This window comes from Bacillus sp. RE35, from assembly GCF_052146655.1.
GTDB classification, from domain to species: Bacteria; Bacillota; Bacilli; order Bacillales; family Bacillaceae_G; genus Bacillus_A; species Bacillus_A cereus.
This window is the reverse complement of the sequence record NZ_CP197377.1, coordinates 1,445,329-1,462,805: the sequence shown is the minus strand read 5'-3', so window position 1 is coordinate 1,462,805 and position 17,477 is coordinate 1,445,329. Positions and strand designations below refer to the sequence as shown.

Genomic DNA, 17,477 nt, shown 5'->3' with positions numbered 1-17,477 from the left:
TAATTCAATATTTTTAAGGAAATTGTTACTCTTAAAATGTGAAAATCTGATGAAACTTGACAATTTACAACAATGTATTAGATAATGACTATTTATTTTTCTATTTTATAATCAAAAAAAACAAAAAATCCCTCTACAATGAGAGGGATTTTTTCTTATAGTATAATCGCAATTAATCCGCCAGATCCTTCATTAATAATTCTTTCTAGCGTTTCTTTTAATTTATATCTAGCATTTTCTGGCATTAAAGATAATTTCGCCTGAATTCCTTCTCGAACAATCGAGCTAAGTGAACGTCCAAATATATCAGAATTCCAAATTGATAACGGGTCATCTTCAAAATCTTGCATTAAATAACGAACTAATTCTTCACTTTGCTTTTCAGTACCAATAATCGGCTCAAACGTTGACTCTACATCTACTTTAATCATATGAATAGATGGCGCTACCGCTTTTAACTTCACACCAAACCTTGAACCGTGACGAATAATTTCTGGCTCATCTAAGCTCATATCCGCTAATGCAGGTGCTGCTACACCATATCCTGTTTGCTTAACCATACGCAGTGCATCCGCCACTTGATCGTACTCTATTTTCGCATGAGATAAATCGAGCATAAGCTTTAACAAATGATCTTTCCCTCGAATTTCTACTCCTACTACTTCTTTTAAAATCTGATCATATAATTCATCTGGCGCATATAAATCAATCTCCGCCACACCTTGCCCCATATCAATGCCAGCTAGGCTCGCTCGATCAATAAATTCATATTGACTAAACTGCCAAACAACGCGATCCACATCACGAAGACGTTTTATATCCTTCACAGTTTCTTGAACTGCTTCTTGATAACTTTGACGCAACCAATGCCCTTCATTTAGCACCATTACCCAACTCGGAAGGTTCACATTCACTTCTAATACAGGGAATTCAAATAGCGCTTCACGAAGTACATTATATACATCTGTTTCTCTTAAACTCTCCACACTCATTGCAATAACCGGGATATCATATTCTTCTGATAAACTTTGGCGTAATTGCTCTGTATCTGGATGATACGGCTGTACCGTATTAATTATCATAATGAAAGGTTTTCCTACTTCTTTCAACTCATTTACAACGCGTTCTTCTGCCTCTATATAATCTCTTCTTGGAATTTCACCAATTGTTCCATCTGTTGTAATTACAACACCAATTGTTGAATGTTCTTGAATTACTTTACGCGTGCCGATTTCTGCAGCTTCATGGAATGGAATAGGTTCTTCATACCAAGGGGTATTAATCATACGCGGGCCATTCTCATCTTCATAGCCCTTCGCTCCAGGAACCGTATATCCAACACAATCTACTAATCGAATATTCACTTCAAGTCCTTCATCTACTTCGATAGAAACCGCTTGGTTTGGAACAAACTTCGGTTCCGTCGTCATAATTGTACGACCAGCAGCACTTTGAGGCAATTCATCCTGCGCTCTTTGACGGTCAGACTCATTCTCAATATTTGGAATAACTACAAGTTCCATAAATTTTTTAATGAATGTTGATTTCCCTGTTCGAACAGCTCCTACAACTCCAAAATAAATATCACCGCCTGTTCGTTCTGCAATATCTTTAAAAATATCTACCTTTTCCAAGTGATTCCCTCCCTCAAAATTTTTGGGAATAATTCCACGTTTATAGTCAACTAATACCTTCTCTAACGTTGCCTATAATATCTGATATAATATAATGGTATTCTAGAAGTTCGGACAATATATCATATAATTTTGTCCAATTTCATATGACTATTAAAAAATATCTTTTGTTTGCATCGTAAGTTGTATAACATAAAAAACCTTTCTTCTAGAACTTATTCACTAAAAGAAAGGTTCATGACTTATCATTTTAAAAAAATTGGTTCTCCGTCCTTTACTGTGTACGGTAAAGAATAAGCTGGTACAAACGGGGAACCTTTCGAAAGTATATTTCGAATATCTTCTCCCTCTGTAAACTGCCCTTCATTTTTTTTCAAAGCGTCATATAGGTCGATTCTATAATCAACAAAAACTTCTCCTTTTTCATTAATTACAAAAGGAAGTCCTTTACCAGAATATGGACTTGTCACTTGTGGCACATCTTTATATCCTAGTTTTTTGAAATCCAATTCATATACACCATCTGAAATTACTTTTTTAAAAGGTGGATATTGATGTTCATCACGATACATCCTAAGCTTTAAAGATAGTTCCTGAATTTGTTCAGCCATCCTAACATCAATTAACTTTACTGTCGGATTTGTTTCAACGTCTATTAATACGTATTGATATACTCCTCCACTTTCATACGCATTCCCTGGCGCTTCTTGTATGTAACGCGGGGCAATCTGTTGAAAATCGATTGGATACTTTTGATAAATAGGTGTACTCATATCCCTCGTCTTAATTGGCAATATCCCATCATTTTGCTCCTTAAATGTCACAACAGCTTTTTGAACAACCTGTAGCTGATCTTCATAAGGAACCGCATTTTGCTTCATATTTTCTTTCGGATACAGACACCCCGTTAAAAGGCTCATACAACAAAATATTAAAATAATATGGAATTTTTTCACTAGCATCACCTTTTCATACTAATCTAATTTGCTCCGTATGTAGTATTTTCGAGACCATTCCATTTACTGCTGTACAGGTCCACTAAATACAACAAGAAAAATAACAATTCCTGACACAATCATAAGGGTGTACGCTACTAACGCTGTAATCCCTTTCAAAAATTTATTCTTTATTCTATGTCTACTTAATAAAATAAAACTTACTGCAAAAAACATAAATCCAATTGCCCCTAAAGCCAGCCACATTTTCATAAGCCCTTCTGACATATACACACCCCCTTTTATTAATCTATTTTTATACTATTTTAACAAATTAAAATCTTTAAACAAATACAAAAAGAACATTTTACTACAAATCGCGAGTATGTAACTTTAATCAATAGGTTTTCCAGCATTTCTCACCAATCTAGGCAAAAATAAAACCGAAGCGATTGTATCTCTCGCTTCGGTTGACCAAATATGCCCAAAAACAGCTCTATTCCCATTCTTTCATGGCTATCATATGCAATCTCCAAACTCTTTGTTTCTCATAATTTATTTTTTAAACATTTTGCTTAACGAACCAAAATCTGTTGGCATATTATTATTAATAATCGCTTTTACAATTTGATCCTCTTGCTCTTTCGGCACTTCACGTCCCGCCATAAGAGCCACTTGATGAATTAATTGACGAAGTACAGTTTCATCACGTAAATTCGCATTTTGCACGGATGATGCTAATTTAAAAATATCCTCTTTATTTACTTTCGCTTCCTTCTCAATATTATTAAAAATATTATTATCCATTCTTTTCACCCTCTCCTCAAGTTACTCTTCATCCTATGCAAAAATGAAAAAATGGTGAAAAGACCCAAAAAATAAAAAAGCGACAGAAGTACAAATGTACTTCTGTCGCTTTTCTTTACAGTAAATCAGGTATAGCTTCCACTTCATGTTTTCGAACACGTCCCATCAATGAGCCTACTGCATCTTTTACGTTATTCCCATTGAACAGCACGTCATATAAAGCAGCTGTAATCGGCATTTCAACTTCCATTTTCTCTGCCAATTCATGAGCAGCTTTCGTTGTTCTTACACCTTCCACAACCATACCCATACTTTCTAACACTTCTTCTAAAGAGTGTCCTTTTCCAAGCATATTTCCAGCGCGCCAATTTCGGCTATGAACACTTGTACAAGTTACAATTAAGTCTCCCATACCAGTTAGACCAGCAAACGTTAACGGATTCCCGCCCATTTTTCTTCCTAAACGAGCAATCTCTGTTAAACCACGTGTCATCAATGCCGCCTTTGCATTATCACCTAATCCAAGACCATCAGTTATACCAGCAGCTAATGCGATAATATTTTTTAACGCACCACCAAGTTCAACTCCAACGATATCTGGATTTGTGTATACACGAAAATAACTATTCATAAATAAATCTTGTACTTCCTCAGCCGCTTCCATACGCTTTGCTGCAGACGTAACTGTTGTCGCTTGTCGTAAACCGACTTCTTCAGCATGACTCGGTCCAGACAGTACAACAACATCTTTAATTAAGTGCTCTGGAATTTCTTCCTCAATCACTTCCGAAATACGTTTTGACGTACCAGGTTCAATTCCTTTGCTCGCATGAATCCAAGTAATTGGTTCAGTAACAATTTCTTTCATCTCTTGTAATACATCTCTGTACGCTTTCGTTGGTACTACTAGCAGTACTGTATTTACATCTACTAATGCTTCTTCTAAAGAAGAGTAGGCTACGATTGTGCTTGGCAATGTAATGCCTGGGAGATATCGACTATTCTCATGTTTCGTATTAATTTCATCCATAAGTTCTGGGCGATTTCCCCAAATACGTACATCATGTCCATTGTCAGCTAATACCATCGCTAACGCTGTTCCCCAGCTACCTGCTCCTACTACTGTGATTTTTGTCATAAAATCACATCCTCTCCATTAGTCTCTTGCTCTAGCGATAATGTGAATCGGCGTTCCTACGAAGCCAAATGATTCACGTAAGCGATTCTTTAAGAAACGCTCATATGAGAAGTGCAATAATTCTGGATCGTTTACAAACACAACAAATGTCGGTGGTTTTACCGCAACTTGTGTTGCATAGAAAATTTTCAGACGGCTACCATTATGAGTTGGCGTCGGATTCATCGCTACCGCATCCATAATTACATCGTTTAATACGTTCGTTTGAATACGGATACTATGACTTTCATTTACCTCATCGATAACCGGTATTAATGTTTGTGTACGTTTTCTCGTTTTTGCAGATAAGAAAACAATTGGTGCGTATTCTAAGAATTGGAAATGAGCACGGATATTTTCTTCAAATGCTTTCATTGTTTTTTCGTCTTTTTTCACTGCATCCCATTTATTTACAACGATAACAACAGCTCGCCCTGAATCATGAGCATATCCAGCGATTTTTTTATCTTGCTCAATAATTCCTTCTTCACCATCTAAAACGACTAAAACAACGTCAGAACGTTCAATCGCTCTTAGCGCACGAAGTACACTATATTTTTCTGTACTTTCATACACTTTTCCTTTTTTACGCATACCAGCTGTATCAATAATTACATAATCTTTTCCATCTTTACTATATGGTGTATCGACAGCATCACGAGTTGTTCCTGCTACATTACTAACAATTACACGCTCTTGACCAAGAAGAGCATTTACAAGTGATGATTTCCCTACGTTTGGACGTCCAATTAAAGAGAAACGAATTGTGTCTTCATCATATCCGTCTTCTTCAATCTTTGGAAAATGTTGTGCAGCTTCGTCTAGTAAGTCACCTAACCCTAATCCGTGTGTACCTGAAATTGGGAATGGTTCGCCAAATCCTAATGCATAAAAGTCATAAATGTCACTGCGCATTTCCGGATTGTCTACTTTATTTACTGCAAGTACAACCGGTTTATTTGAACGATATAAAATTTTTGCAACTTCTTCATCAGCTGCTGTTACACCGTCACGACCGTTTGTCATAAAAATGATAACATCCGCTTCATCAATTGCTACTTCAGCTTGTTGACGAATTTGTGTCAAAAACGGCTCGTCTCCAATATCAATTCCGCCCGTATCAATAATGTTAAATTCATGATTTAACCATTCTCCAGCGCTATAAATACGATCGCGCGTTACACCTGGAATATCTTCTACGATTGAAACTCTTTCTCCAACAATTCTATTGAAAATAGTAGATTTCCCTACGTTCGGGCGACCTACTATCGCTATTACTGGTTTCGGCATATACTTTCATCCTTTCAACTTGCTTCTGTTTATTATGTAAAAAACCCTTCTTTGTGCAAGAAGGGATTTGCATTCCAGAATATTTCTCAACGTATCAAAACACCTCACATTATAACACACGTTGCTAATGTTTCACAATAATATATACATTCTCTTGTAAGCGATGTGCTATACCATCTAAAATTGCTTCTAAATTATTTGCAACAAATTCTAGTTCCTCCGTCGATTCGCAAACGAATAAAGGAGCACCACCTGCAAATTTTTCTGGAGTCGTTGTTATAACTGCCAGAATAACACTTTCTAACATCATCTCTTATCTCCCCTTCCTTTTGGGGCTTCCGATGACATATGGACAGCACTTTCTAACGTTGGTACATTTCCTATGACACCTATCGCTTTCTCTGCATCTTGATCTTGCGGCAGGACAAAAATCCCAACCCTGCCATCCTCTAAATCACGCTTTGCTAACGGTACAAGCGCTGGTGTACCAGAATCTCTATAAATCCCTAACGCTACTGAAACATCGTGTAAAATAGCTTGTCGTTGCCCTAAATTTGAGATTGTAACCATCGCATCAATTGATTTCGGCTTTAAAATAAAACCCATACCATATTTCATAATTTCTTCTTGTCTTGCTGGCAATCCAATATTCATAATGTAAATATTGTCAATATAAAGCCCTGCTCCTTCAAAACGAAGCGGAACGTGCTCAATTTCAACAAGATCATGTAGCCTTTTACCAGACATTAATTTTTTCGCGATAAAAAATGCGATTATAGCCATAATTACTCCTGCAATCCATGAACGGAATCCTATATACGCAAACGTCGTTGCAAACGACGTTAACATTGCCAAATAGTTGCGACTTTCAAAAACCAATGCAATTCCTTCAATGTATGTATTTCCACGCGGTACGAGCTCATACCCATCTAATTGTTGAAGCGTATTTCTTTCCATATTACGTACATCACGAAATTGTGTCGCTGCTAATGTAAGAAATGTAATGGCAGAAAAATCTTTTTTCAAAATAGACGGGATTGCAATCGCTCCTAAAGCAGCTGCAATTAACCCCATTGCAATATGAATAATTTTCCCATGTAGCCTCGTCGGATATTGCCGCGTATCCGTCCGAAGCATTAGCACCCTTGTAACTGTCCCCGCTATTACGCCGCATAAAATGGCTGGTGTATATTCAGTCATGTATTACCCTCGCCTTTCTTTTACGTGTTTTTCTCTTAAACCGTTCCATGTATACTGATGCTTTTGCAATCCAAAACAATATTGCCATGAATAATGTAGAAATGGCGACGATATCAAAAAATGCTAAACTACCGTAATCATATGGAAAATTCAATTTCCTAAAAATAAATGTCACTAGCAGCTCTCCTTGTAACATCCCTACATATAGAGAACATAATCGTAATATGCGATCCCCATGCAATAACACCGATGCATACACAAGAGCACTACTTAGCAGAAACACTCTATCCACCACAATCCAAATCGGATCATATATTTCTAACAGATGAAAACTTGTATATAACATTGCAATAATAAGTGCTGAAAGTAAGCTATACAATTTTTTCCAGACGGAATATAGCGTGATCCCTATAAAAGAAATAATACAAAGTAAAAGAGCATTTACTGATACCACGAATGAGGCAATCGTTACATGTAACGGAGAGCAAATTATAAAAATCAGTATACAAGCGCCTAACTTCCACCGGATAGGGTCCTTTTTCATAAAAAAGGTTACAATGATCCACCCTATCCAAGCTACAAAATAAAAAGTACTTCCATCCATCAACTTCACCTCCTATGTTTTCCATTATGGGAACTTTTTATGAAAGTTAATCCACTTTATTTACGCATAGTTTTTTCTTATAACAGCAACACTTTTAACAAGGAGGTGTTATTCATTATGGGTAAAGATCGCCAAGAACGAAAACTACGAGAATCACGCCGCGTTGAATCCGATCGTGATCAATCACTACAATATCCAGGTGCAACTGGACTTGATACACCAGAACAGGCTCGAAAACAAAACCAGCACTAATTAATACAAAAAGACGGTTTCTATATTGTACGAAACCGTCTTTTACATAATCAGTTTAATGATTTCTATTTATATCGAAATAATATTTCGCATACTATATCTTCCCATTACTTCTTTTTACCTTCACCTATTCCCATTAAAAATTAAGTTCTCTCCAGTAATTCGACAACACACCATCTACATTTTTCAACCCTTTTTCAATTACAATTTTTACGAAATTATATTTTTATATAATACTAATTCCATTCTCCACTTTATATTACGAAAAAGAATAGAACAAAAAAAATCAACCGAATGGTTGATTTTTTATCTCCTACTATAATGCGCAGTATCAATACCACGCTGCATTAACCAATGATATGTTTCACCCTTTACAACAAGAGGTACAGATTGCAACTCTTCTATCGTCTTCGCACCAAGAGCTGTCATTATAAATTTCAAATCTGTATGTAGAAGCTCAATTTCATCTACTAACTTCTCGATACCATCTTGCATTAAAATACGTAAAAAATAACCAGCAAACGCAGTTGTATTCGCCCCTAATGCGATTGCTTTCGCTACGTCAAGCGCTGTTTGTATACCCCCAGATGCAATAAAAGAGAGGTTATTATTTGTAGAGGTTGCTTCAATAATCGAGGTTGCTGTTTGTATGCCCCAGTTATTAAAATAAGAAAGCATTCGCTGTCTTCTTTCGTTTTCAACAGCAGCAAAATTCGTACCACCTTGCCCACCAATATCAATTGCTGTTACACCTACGTTCACTAACTGTTGCATTGTTTCCTTACTCATCCCAAATCCAACTTCTTTTACAATGATAGGAACTTTACTATTTAAAACAATTTTCTCAATGCGCTGAAGTACTCCAGTAAAATCACGGTCTCCTTCTGGCATCGTTAACTCTTGTATGACATTTAAATGAATTTGTAATGCATTCGCTTCAATCATATCAACGGCGCGCTCTGCCTGCTCGATAGTTGCCTCACTACCTAAATTAGCAAAGAAAATACCATTTGGGTTTACCTTTCTAATCACCTTATAAGAAGCAGCTTCACTTTCATCTTTTAACGCCGCCATTTGCGAACCTACAGCCATAGCAAGGTTATGATGTTTCGCTACATATGCTAATTGCTCATTAATATGTAACGTTTTCTCTCCCCCACCACCAGTCATCGCATTGATAAAAATCGGCGAACTTAGTGAAAGTTCGCCGATTTTTGTTTCACATGTTATTGTGTCATAATTTGAATTTGGCAAGCTTTGATGCACAAAATCAATATCATGAAAGCCATGCGTACGAGACTGACCAGTAGAAAGAGCGTATTCAATATGATCTAATTTACGTTTTGCCCTTACCACTTGTACCCCTCATTATTTCTTTAATTTTTTCAGTTGTTCACCAATAATATCACTTAATTGGAAAGTAGCAGAATCAGCATTTGGCTCATACTGACTATAATCTTCAGTTACATTATTTTCCTCAAGCGCTTCTTTTATACTTAAAGAAATACGTTTCTCTGCTACGTGAACTTCAAGTACTTTCACTTTTACTTCTTGTCCCATTTCCAATACTTCATTCGGATTTTTCACGTGACGATTTGCAATTTGAGATACGTGTACAAGCCCTTCAACGCCCGGTAAAATCTCAACGAATGCACCAAATGTAACAAGGCGTTTTACTACTCCCTCACGAATATCTCCAGCTTTTATTTCGCCAGCAACGTTTTCCCAAGGTCCTGGTTGAGCTGCTTTAATTGATAAAGAAATACGTTGTGTATCAGCATCAACAGATAACACCTTTACCTTAACCTTTTGACCTTGCTCTAACACTTCAGAAGGTTGCTCTACACGTTCGTGTGAAATTTGTGAAATGTGAACTAAACCGTCCACTCCACCAACGTTAACGAATGCGCCAAAGTCAGTTAATCGTTGTACTGTTCCTTCAACAACGTCCCCTTCTTTTAATGAAGAAATTGCTTCTTTTTTCTTAGAATCTAGTTCTAATTCTACTACCGCTTTATGCGAAAGGATTACACGATTTTTTTCACGGTCTAATTCAACAATTTTCACCGCTAATGTTTTACCTTTATAGTCAGTAAAGTCTTCTACATAATGTACTTCTACAAGTGAAGCTGGAATAAAACCGCGAACACCAAGGTCCACAACTAATCCGCCATTCACAATATCTTTTACAGTAACATCAAATACATGACCAGAAGTAAATTTCTCTTGTAGTTCTACCCAAGCTTTTTCTGCATCAACAGCACGTTTAGATAAGACAAGATCATCTTCTTCTAATTTAATAATTTTCAACTCTAGTGTTTGATCTAATTCTACAACATCGCTTGCTTTTTCAATATGAACGTTAGCTAATTCACTAATTGGAATTACGCCATCTGTTTTGTATCCAACATTTACAAGCACTTGTTTCTCTTCAACCTTCGTTACAGAACCTGTAACAACGTCACCAACTTGTAATTCTTTTGAATCCATAACTTCTTCATTCATTTTCTCTACCATGGAAATACCTCCCTACAGAATTGACAAAGCATTTTTTATGTATATACGAAATGAAAACAAAGTTTTCATTTGCATGTTTAAGAATTTCTCATCACATACTCTTTTTCAATAACATTCACAAGAAAATATATTAAACCTATATAAATAGTATACAGCAAAACCAGCTTGAAAAAAGTATGTTTTGAAATATAATAGCGAATATATTCTGACAGTTTTATTCCTCTTTAACTAACTTCTTACAAATCAGCTCATTTGTCAAGGAAAGAGACTCACAATTCACGTATCCTTTACATTTCTATTTAAACAAAAAAAGAAAGAGGACTATCCCCTTTCTTTATTTCGCAAACACTCCAGAAACAATGCTCATAATTTTTTGGACAACTTCTTCAATTGATAAAGAAGTCGTATCTAATTCCAATGCATCATCAGCCTTTTTTAGTGGAGAAACTTCGCGTTCTGAATCTAATTTATCACGCTGAGCAATTTCTTCTTTTAGCTGCTCTAAATTAGAATCGAAACCTTTATTTAAATTTTCTAAATGTCTTCTTTCCGCTCTTTCTTCAACAGAAGCAAGCATAAAGATTTTCACTTCAGCATCCGGTAATACATGTGTACCAATATCACGGCCGTCCATTACAACGCCGCCTTTTTTCGCTAACTCTTGCTGACGACGTACCATTTCTTCACGAACAAGGCGATGTTTCGCTACAATAGATACTCGATTCGTCACATCAGGTGTACGAATTACTTCAGAAACATCTTGTCCATTTAAAAATACAAGCTGTGTATTTTCTCCTTGCTGAAACTCAATATTTACATTCTTTACAACTTCCATTAACTGCTCTTCATTTTCAATGTCTACTTTTTGTTCAAGGGCTGCATATGTAAGCGTACGGTACATTGCGCCTGTATCAATATAAACGTAAGAAAGTTCCTTCGCAACAACTTTTGCCACTGTACTTTTCCCAGCAGCTGCTGGACCATCTATAGCAATTGAAATTCGTTTATCCATTGTAACACCTCATTTTTTCACTTATAAAACAAAACGAAAAGCAGGTGTTCACCCTGCTTCTTCTCATTTGCTTCACGTCATTAAATCCTCAATTATTGTAGCATAATCCTTCATAGAAGAAAATGAAAACTACCTATTCACCTGCAAGATTTCCACTTTGTTTTTTACCATGACACCCTCATAATAAACAATTTTAGATAAATATTTCACTGATGACTTATGTATAAATAACAATTGCACAACAGAAAGACAAATGAATTGTATTATTAATATACGAATAAAAATTCTTTCCATCTTTTTCACCGGAATTCTTCCCTCCTATACTATATTTGCACATTTCGTTTCATGATTTTATACATCGTACATATAGCAGTTAATTTTATTGTCATTTTCGAGGCATACTTTTATACATTTCCATTGTCGAATTTACTCAAAACATGTTATGTTCTAAATGTATTTTTTTACTTGAAAGGGGTATAAGCATTGAAAAGAATCCTAGTTTTACACACAGGTGGAACAATTGCAATGGAGGAAGATAAAGAAACTGGGGTCGTACAACCAGGTGAAAAAAATCCTCTTTTAAAATTCATTCCTGATTTAGAAGGCGATGTTGATTTAATCGTTGAAGATGTGTTCCACCTACCATCTCCTCATATGACACCGAGCGAAATGTTACAATTACAAGTCATCATTGATGAAAGAGTAAAACAAGACAACATTCATGGCGTAGTCATTACGCATGGCACGGATACATTAGAAGAAACAGCTTATTTCTTAGATTTAACAGTACAAGCAACTATTCCGATCGTAGTGACAGGTGCAATGCGCTCTAGCAATGAGTTAGGTGCTGATGGTCTATATAACTTCTTATCAGCTGTAAAAGTTGCTAGTTGTGATGAAGCTGCAGAAAAAGGTGTTTTAGTCGTATTAAACGACGAAATTCATTGCGCTACAAATGTAACGAAAACACATACAAGTAATGTTGCAACATTCCAAAGCCCACAATACGGACCAATTGGAATGGTAACAAAACGCGGCGTTGTCTTCCATCACGCTTTAGTACATCACGAAACATATACGATAAACAAAGTGTCTAAAAATGTAGTTGTTCTAAAAGCATATGCTGGCATGGATGATACATTATTAGCAGCAATCGAAAATCTTCCTGTAGACGGCATTGTTATCGAAGCTCTTGGACAAGGTAATCTCCCTCCAAGAACACTACCTAGTCTAGAAAGATTATTAAATAGAGGTATTCCTGTCGTATTAGTTTCTCGCTGTTTCAACGGTATCGTTCAAGACGTATATTCGTATGAAGGTGGCGGTAAACACTTAAAAGATATGGGCATTGTATTCACATACGGCTTAAATGCACAAAAAGCACGCATTAAATTACTTGTTGCATTAGAGAATACAAATTCTCATGAATCCATTCAAAATATGTTTATGCACGAATAAAAAGGAGCTGTCGAGGTTTTCCCGACAGCTCCTTTTTATTTTTCTCTTGATGCAATGGTTTGCGCAATCGCATCTCCATGAAATCTTCCGTTCTCGATAAATATTTCATTTGCATTATTTCCAGCAGCAATGACACCTGCAATGAAAATATTTTCAGCATTCGTTTCCATTCTATCCTCTGTATAAATTGGACGTCCTGTTTCTTCATCAATCTGAACACCCATCTTCGTTAAGAAGCTATGATCAGGATGATAACCAGTCATCGCAAATACAAAATCGTTTTTGATTGTAAGAGCTTCACCATCAACTGTAAACGTTAATGTATGCTCAGTAATTTCTTTCACATGAGCCCCAAAATGCATTTGAATTGTACCATTTCGTACTAACGCCTCAAATTCCGGCAAAATCCAAGGCTTTACGCTTGGTGAATACTCACTTCCACGATACAGTACCGTTACACGTGCACCAGATTTAACAAGTTCTAACGCGGCATCTACACTCGAGTTTTTCCCACCTATAACTACTACATCTCGATCAAAATAAGGATGCCCCTCTTTAAAATAGTGAGCTACTTTCTTCAATTCCTCACCTGGAACATTCATATAATTTGGATTATCATAATATCCAGTTGCTACAACAATATATTTCGCTATATATATTTCCTTACTTCCGTCACGCTTTGTCGTCTCAACCTGAAAAGCTTCTCCATCTTTTTGAACTTTCTCCACTCGCTCAAAAGCATTTACACGTACAGATTTACGTCTTACTACTTCACGATAATACGCAAGCGCTTGATTTCGAACTGGCTTACGATTTTCTGTAATAAAAGCTACATCACCAATTTCTAATTTTTCACTAGAAGAGAAAAATGTTTGATGAGTTGGATAATTATAAATGGCATTTACAATGTTTCCTTTTTCAATTACTAACGGATTTATCCCTACCTTTTGCAACGAAATTGCAGCCGCTAATCCGCACGGACCGCCTCCGATTATAATAACTGTTTCTTTCTGCATACTCGTCCACTCCTAGTCTTCTACCAATACACTATTTATAAAAACAAGAAAAAACCTACTTACAGCAGTAGGCACCTATCTTTATTGTATTCATTTTTCATATATTTGTCATCTAAACGAAACGTACATACGATAGACATCTGCTAAAAACTGCTGAAATTTAATACCTTGTTTCCCTAATACATTCTCAGGATCAATCTTTCTAGCTGGATCAAGCGTTTTATGTGACACGATATCTTTTTTCGGATTTAAGCCAAAGTTTTGGCATAAATACGCATGATACCATGTAAAACGATTATATGCTTCCCAAAAGTTAACATCACCACCATAACAAAGTTCCACTCCAATGGCCGCCTTATTCGCGTCATAGCCATATAAGTCATTATCCGTCGGCACACCATATCGAACATGATACGCAACTTCATTTATAGGAATAATCTCCAATATTGTTTTATCATCTATAAATGTATGCGCCGAAGCTTTCGGTTGTAATTCATTAAAGTAATCTCGATTCCCTATCGCATTGCTTCCAGGATTCCCCGTATCATGGCTTACAATAAATCTCACTTTAGTCAGAGGAATCCCCGGTCGTGAACTTCCATATCCAATATAGTTGCGCTCTATAGGAAACATCGCCATTGCTACCAACTCCCGCTCTAGAAGATTACCTTACTTCCTTATATATGTATTCGGTAGCAATGTCCTTATCGCATATTTCTTACGCGAAGAGAAAATCGAAAATATTTGAAGTGAACACCATAAACAACAAGATACTTACAGCCACTCCATAAAAACCGTAAAACCAAACACAATCTTCTTTCGTATCTAAACCGAAAAATTTATTTACCGATTGTAATAATGTGCCACGCTTGCTTTGTTTGTTTCGTAATACTTCCACTCGCTCTACAACATCTGCTGGCATCATAAATCTTTGGTCTACTGTCATTTTCATCATTTATCTCTCCTTAAAATCATTTCCGTTTTGTTTATCTAAGGAGAGTATAGCACGTTTGTTCGCATAGAACAAGCGTTCTTTTTATTTTTATTTTATTTTATTTTTCAGCAAGCCAAGTAAAAAATTTAGATTACAACGGCAATAATCGGCCCTACTACAACCACACCAAATACCAAAAACAGTAGCCCTTCCCCGAACATCCGAACGGTACTTATTTTTCGAGCTTTCATCGTTCTTGCAAGTTCTCCCTCTAACCTCTTAACCTTCTCTTCTAATTGTTCTACTCGTTCCAGCATTTCATTCTCCATATACAACACCTCATTTAATACTTCAACAAAAAAACGTGATTCCCTCGAAAGGAAATCACGTTTTCTCAAGATATAATATTTTATACCCAACCTCTGAAGCGGCTTGCTTCAGCCATTTTACGAACACCAACCATGTACGCCGCTAAGCGCATGTTCACTTTACGAACTTGTGCTGTTTCATAAATAGAATCAAATGATCTTACCATTACTTTTTCTAAACGTTGTTCTACTTCTTCTTCAGTCCAGTAGTAACCTTGGTTGTTTTGTACCCACTCAAAGTAAGATACTGTTACACCACCAGCACTTGCTAACACGTCTGGAACAAGCAAAATTCCGCGATCTGTTAAAATTTTAGTCGCTTCTAATGTTGTTGGACCATTTGCAGCTTCAACAACGATTTTTGCTTTAATATCATTAGCATTTTCTTCTGTAATTTGGTTCTCAATTGCAGCTGGTACTAAAATATCGCAATCAAGTTCTAACAATTCTTTGTTTGAAATTGTATTGTTAAATAGCTTTGTTACTGTACCGAAGCTATCACGACGGTCTAATAAATAATCAATATCTAATCCGTTTGGATCATGTAACGCGCCGTAAGCATCTGAGATTGCAATAACTTTCGCACCTGCATCATGCATAAATTTAGCTAAGAAGCTACCAGCATTACCGAATCCTTGAACAACAACGCGTGCACCCTTAATATCAATACCACGTTTTTTAGCAGCTTCGCGAATACAAATTGTTACACCTTTCGCTGTTGCTGTTTCACGTCCATGTGATCCACCTAATACAAGCGGTTTACCTGTAATAAATCCTGGTGAATTAAATTCATCAATACGGCTATACTCATCCATCATCCACGCCATAATTTGAGAGTTTGTGAATACATCTGGAGCTGGAATATCTTTCGTCGGACCTACGATTTGGCTAATTGCTCGTACATAACCGCGGCTTAATCTTTCTAACTCACGGAATGACATTTCACGTGGATCACAGATAATTCCACCCTTACCTCCACCATATGGTAAATCAACAATACCACATTTTAAACTCATCCAGATTGAAAGTGCTTTCACTTCATTTTCTGTTACATTCGGATGGAAGCGAATTCCACCTTTCGTTGGACCAACAGCATCATTATGTTGCGCACGATATCCTGTAAATATTTTAACAGTCCCGTCATCCATACGAACTGGTATTTTCACTGTCATCATACGAATTGGTTCTTTTAATAATTCATATACTTCGTTTGGATAACCCAATTTTTCTAACGCTTCACTAATAACAATTTGTGTTGAATTCAATAGTTCAAAATGTTGTTCCCTTTGTTGTTGTGTTTTTGTTTGAGTTCCCTTTTCGGCTACCATAGTAAGTAAACCCCCTGTAATTTCACTTGTTTAGTAAACCTTCATTGCCTAGTATACACCCTTAAATTTGGAATGCAATAGAAAACGCTAACAAATATATACAAACTATTTTCTGTTGCAAGCGTTTTCACTATTATTATAGTCCTTTTATTACTTTTAGAAAAGTAAAATACTTAAATATTTAAATATTTTTTATTTTCATCAACCACACTCCCATAAAACTGCATATTTTATTTTCAAAAAGTATGTTCGAGTATTTACAATCATCCCTTCCCTTCTCCAAATAAAAACAAAACCTCAGCTATGTTGTATTAGCTGAGGTTTTGTTTTTTCACAAAGTAATTGTGTATTTGTTCTATCGCGTTAACATCCATTAATTCTTTACCGTACTCCATGATGCGATAAATGGTTGCTGTAGACGGATTACCGTATTCCGCTAAAATAGCTATAAAATCCGCCTTTAACAATTGAATTTGTTCCTCTTCTTCCACCCAAAGATAGAAGCGCTCATCCCACGTATATAGCTTTCCGCCAGTTACACCAAGGTTATATAAGCGATTCGACAGGTTAATTACGTCATCTAGCGTAGCAAACTCATATAATATATGCTCACTTTCATCTAGAGTCACTTGCATTTCAATAAACTCGTCACGGAACTCATCATCTGTATCCATTTCTTGATTTTCTTTCGTTACAATTACAACCATCCCTTGTGCTTGTAGAGAAAACACTTCAACTGCAATCGGACCATCTGCTTCAAACCCTAATTCCTTATTTGCTTCTTGCATCATATCACGAAATAATTGCTGTACTTTCGGTGCATTTCTCCATAAATCTTCTTTCGTTAATCCTCGTTCAGATAAATCATCAAATGTTAGAAAAATTTTTATCTTATTGTAATTTAATCGTTCCAGCCTCATCTCATACCCTCCCTACGTAACCAAT

At 36.2% G+C, this 17,477-nt stretch carries 20 protein-coding genes and 1 pseudogene; 2 read left to right on the top strand and 19 right to left on the bottom strand.

Translation table 11 applies throughout. From position 1 onward, the window contains the following. Positions 1-155: 155 nt before the first annotated feature. The 9 genes from spoIVA to ACTL4X_RS07655 all read right to left on the bottom strand — a co-directional run bounded on the left by spoIVA (position 156) and on the right by ACTL4X_RS07655 (position 7,647). Positions 156-1,634 carry a stage IV sporulation protein A gene (spoIVA, locus tag ACTL4X_RS07695; RefSeq protein WP_000416519.1) on the bottom strand — a complete coding sequence of 493 codons (1,479 nt, stop codon included), beginning with the start codon at positions 1,632-1,634 and terminating at the stop codon, positions 156-158. 245 nt (positions 1,635-1,879) lie between these two features. Continuing rightward, a complete protein-coding gene (locus ACTL4X_RS07690; RefSeq protein WP_000713407.1) occupies positions 1,880-2,590 on the bottom strand; it encodes a hypothetical protein in 711 nt (236 codons plus the stop codon). Between the two features lie 63 nt (positions 2,591-2,653). Next, the gene (locus tag ACTL4X_RS07685; RefSeq protein WP_001289008.1) at positions 2,654-2,857 is read right to left on the bottom strand and encodes a DUF2768 domain-containing protein; all 204 of its coding nucleotides are present in this window, start codon (positions 2,855-2,857) and stop codon (positions 2,654-2,656) included. Positions 2,858-3,124: 267 nt separating this feature from the next. Further along, positions 3,125-3,376 (bottom strand): stage VI sporulation protein F, encoded by a 252-nt coding sequence (locus tag ACTL4X_RS07680; RefSeq protein ID WP_000369754.1) that lies wholly within the window; start codon positions 3,374-3,376, stop codon positions 3,125-3,127. Between the two features lie 115 nt (positions 3,377-3,491). Then, positions 3,492-4,514, bottom strand: a complete 1,023-nt coding sequence (locus ACTL4X_RS07675) for an NAD(P)H-dependent glycerol-3-phosphate dehydrogenase (protein ID WP_000161763.1) — start codon at positions 4,512-4,514, stop codon at positions 3,492-3,494. Positions 4,515-4,532: 18 nt separating this feature from the next. Continuing rightward, positions 4,533-5,843, bottom strand: coding sequence for a ribosome biogenesis GTPase Der (der, locus tag ACTL4X_RS07670; RefSeq protein ID WP_001125893.1), 1,311 nt, complete (start codon positions 5,841-5,843; stop codon positions 4,533-4,535). Between the two features lie 124 nt (positions 5,844-5,967). Further along, on the bottom strand, positions 5,968-6,153 hold the full coding sequence (locus tag ACTL4X_RS07665; protein WP_000979059.1) for a capping complex subunit for YIEGIA: 186 nt from the start codon (positions 6,151-6,153) through the stop codon (positions 5,968-5,970). Next, positions 6,150-7,043 (bottom strand): YIEGIA family protein, encoded by an 894-nt coding sequence (locus ACTL4X_RS07660; RefSeq protein ID WP_000141596.1) that lies wholly within the window; start codon positions 7,041-7,043, stop codon positions 6,150-6,152. The genes ACTL4X_RS07665 and ACTL4X_RS07660 overlap by 4 nt, the downstream gene beginning before the upstream one ends. Next, positions 7,036-7,647, bottom strand: a complete 612-nt coding sequence (locus ACTL4X_RS07655; protein WP_000349103.1) for a YphA family membrane protein — start codon at positions 7,645-7,647, stop codon at positions 7,036-7,038. The genes ACTL4X_RS07660 and ACTL4X_RS07655 overlap by 8 nt, the downstream gene beginning before the upstream one ends. Positions 7,648-7,764: 117 nt before the next feature. Here ACTL4X_RS07655 and ACTL4X_RS07650 point away from each other — a divergent pair, with 117 nt between their 5' ends. Then, complete coding sequence (locus tag ACTL4X_RS07650; RefSeq protein WP_000513900.1) at positions 7,765-7,899, top strand: YpzI family protein; 135 nt, start codon at positions 7,765-7,767, stop codon at positions 7,897-7,899. Positions 7,900-8,205: 306 nt separating this feature from the next. On the opposite strand, the gene ACTL4X_RS07645 is transcribed toward ACTL4X_RS07650, so the two are convergent. The 4 genes from ACTL4X_RS07645 to ACTL4X_RS07630 all read right to left on the bottom strand — a co-directional run bounded on the left by ACTL4X_RS07645 (position 8,206) and on the right by ACTL4X_RS07630 (position 11,731). Next, positions 8,206-9,255: a type 2 isopentenyl-diphosphate Delta-isomerase gene (locus ACTL4X_RS07645; RefSeq protein WP_000251036.1), complete on the bottom strand. Its 1,050-nt coding sequence runs from the start codon at positions 9,253-9,255 to the stop codon at positions 8,206-8,208. A 12-nt stretch (positions 9,256-9,267) separates the two neighbouring features. Then, positions 9,268-10,416 carry a 30S ribosomal protein S1 gene (rpsA, locus tag ACTL4X_RS07640; protein ID WP_000229559.1) on the bottom strand — a complete coding sequence of 383 codons (1,149 nt, stop codon included), beginning with the start codon at positions 10,414-10,416 and terminating at the stop codon, positions 9,268-9,270. A gap of 334 nt (positions 10,417-10,750) precedes the next feature. After that, a complete protein-coding gene (gene cmk / locus ACTL4X_RS07635) occupies positions 10,751-11,428 on the bottom strand; it encodes a (d)CMP kinase (protein ID WP_000361252.1) in 678 nt (225 codons plus the stop codon). Positions 11,429-11,557: 129 nt separating this feature from the next. Then, positions 11,558-11,731 carry a YpfB family protein gene (locus ACTL4X_RS07630; protein ID WP_000738057.1) on the bottom strand — a complete coding sequence of 58 codons (174 nt, stop codon included), beginning with the start codon at positions 11,729-11,731 and terminating at the stop codon, positions 11,558-11,560. 180 nt (positions 11,732-11,911) lie between these two features. On the opposite strand from ACTL4X_RS07630, the gene ansA reads away from it, so the two are divergent. Next, positions 11,912-12,886 carry an asparaginase gene (gene ansA / locus ACTL4X_RS07625; protein WP_000822010.1) on the top strand — a complete coding sequence of 325 codons (975 nt, stop codon included), beginning with the start codon at positions 11,912-11,914 and terminating at the stop codon, positions 12,884-12,886. A gap of 35 nt (positions 12,887-12,921) precedes the next feature. Here the strand turns inward: ansA and ACTL4X_RS07620 are convergent, their stop codons facing one another. The 6 genes and pseudogenes from ACTL4X_RS07620 to ACTL4X_RS07595 all read right to left on the bottom strand — a co-directional run bounded on the left by ACTL4X_RS07620 (position 12,922) and on the right by ACTL4X_RS07595 (position 17,452). Continuing rightward, positions 12,922-13,902, bottom strand: a complete 981-nt coding sequence (locus ACTL4X_RS07620) for a YpdA family putative bacillithiol disulfide reductase (RefSeq protein ID WP_071740351.1) — start codon at positions 13,900-13,902, stop codon at positions 12,922-12,924. Between the two features lie 108 nt (positions 13,903-14,010). Then, complete coding sequence (locus tag ACTL4X_RS07615; protein ID WP_001240655.1) at positions 14,011-14,541, bottom strand: peptidoglycan recognition protein family protein; 531 nt, start codon at positions 14,539-14,541, stop codon at positions 14,011-14,013. A gap of 79 nt (positions 14,542-14,620) precedes the next feature. After that, positions 14,621-14,857, bottom strand: a complete 237-nt coding sequence (locus ACTL4X_RS07610; RefSeq protein WP_001983018.1) for a DUF3961 domain-containing protein — start codon at positions 14,855-14,857, stop codon at positions 14,621-14,623. A 97-nt stretch (positions 14,858-14,954) separates the two neighbouring features. Then, positions 14,955-15,165 (bottom strand): annotated as a pseudogene (locus tag ACTL4X_RS07605) (hypothetical protein). 80 nt (positions 15,166-15,245) lie between these two features. Further along, positions 15,246-16,532, bottom strand: a complete 1,287-nt coding sequence (gene gudB / locus ACTL4X_RS07600) for an NAD-specific glutamate dehydrogenase (protein WP_000225173.1) — start codon at positions 16,530-16,532, stop codon at positions 15,246-15,248. A gap of 311 nt (positions 16,533-16,843) precedes the next feature. Next, positions 16,844-17,452: a genetic competence negative regulator gene (locus ACTL4X_RS07595; RefSeq protein ID WP_001235402.1), complete on the bottom strand. Its 609-nt coding sequence runs from the start codon at positions 17,450-17,452 to the stop codon at positions 16,844-16,846. Positions 17,453-17,477: the final 25 nt, after the last annotated feature.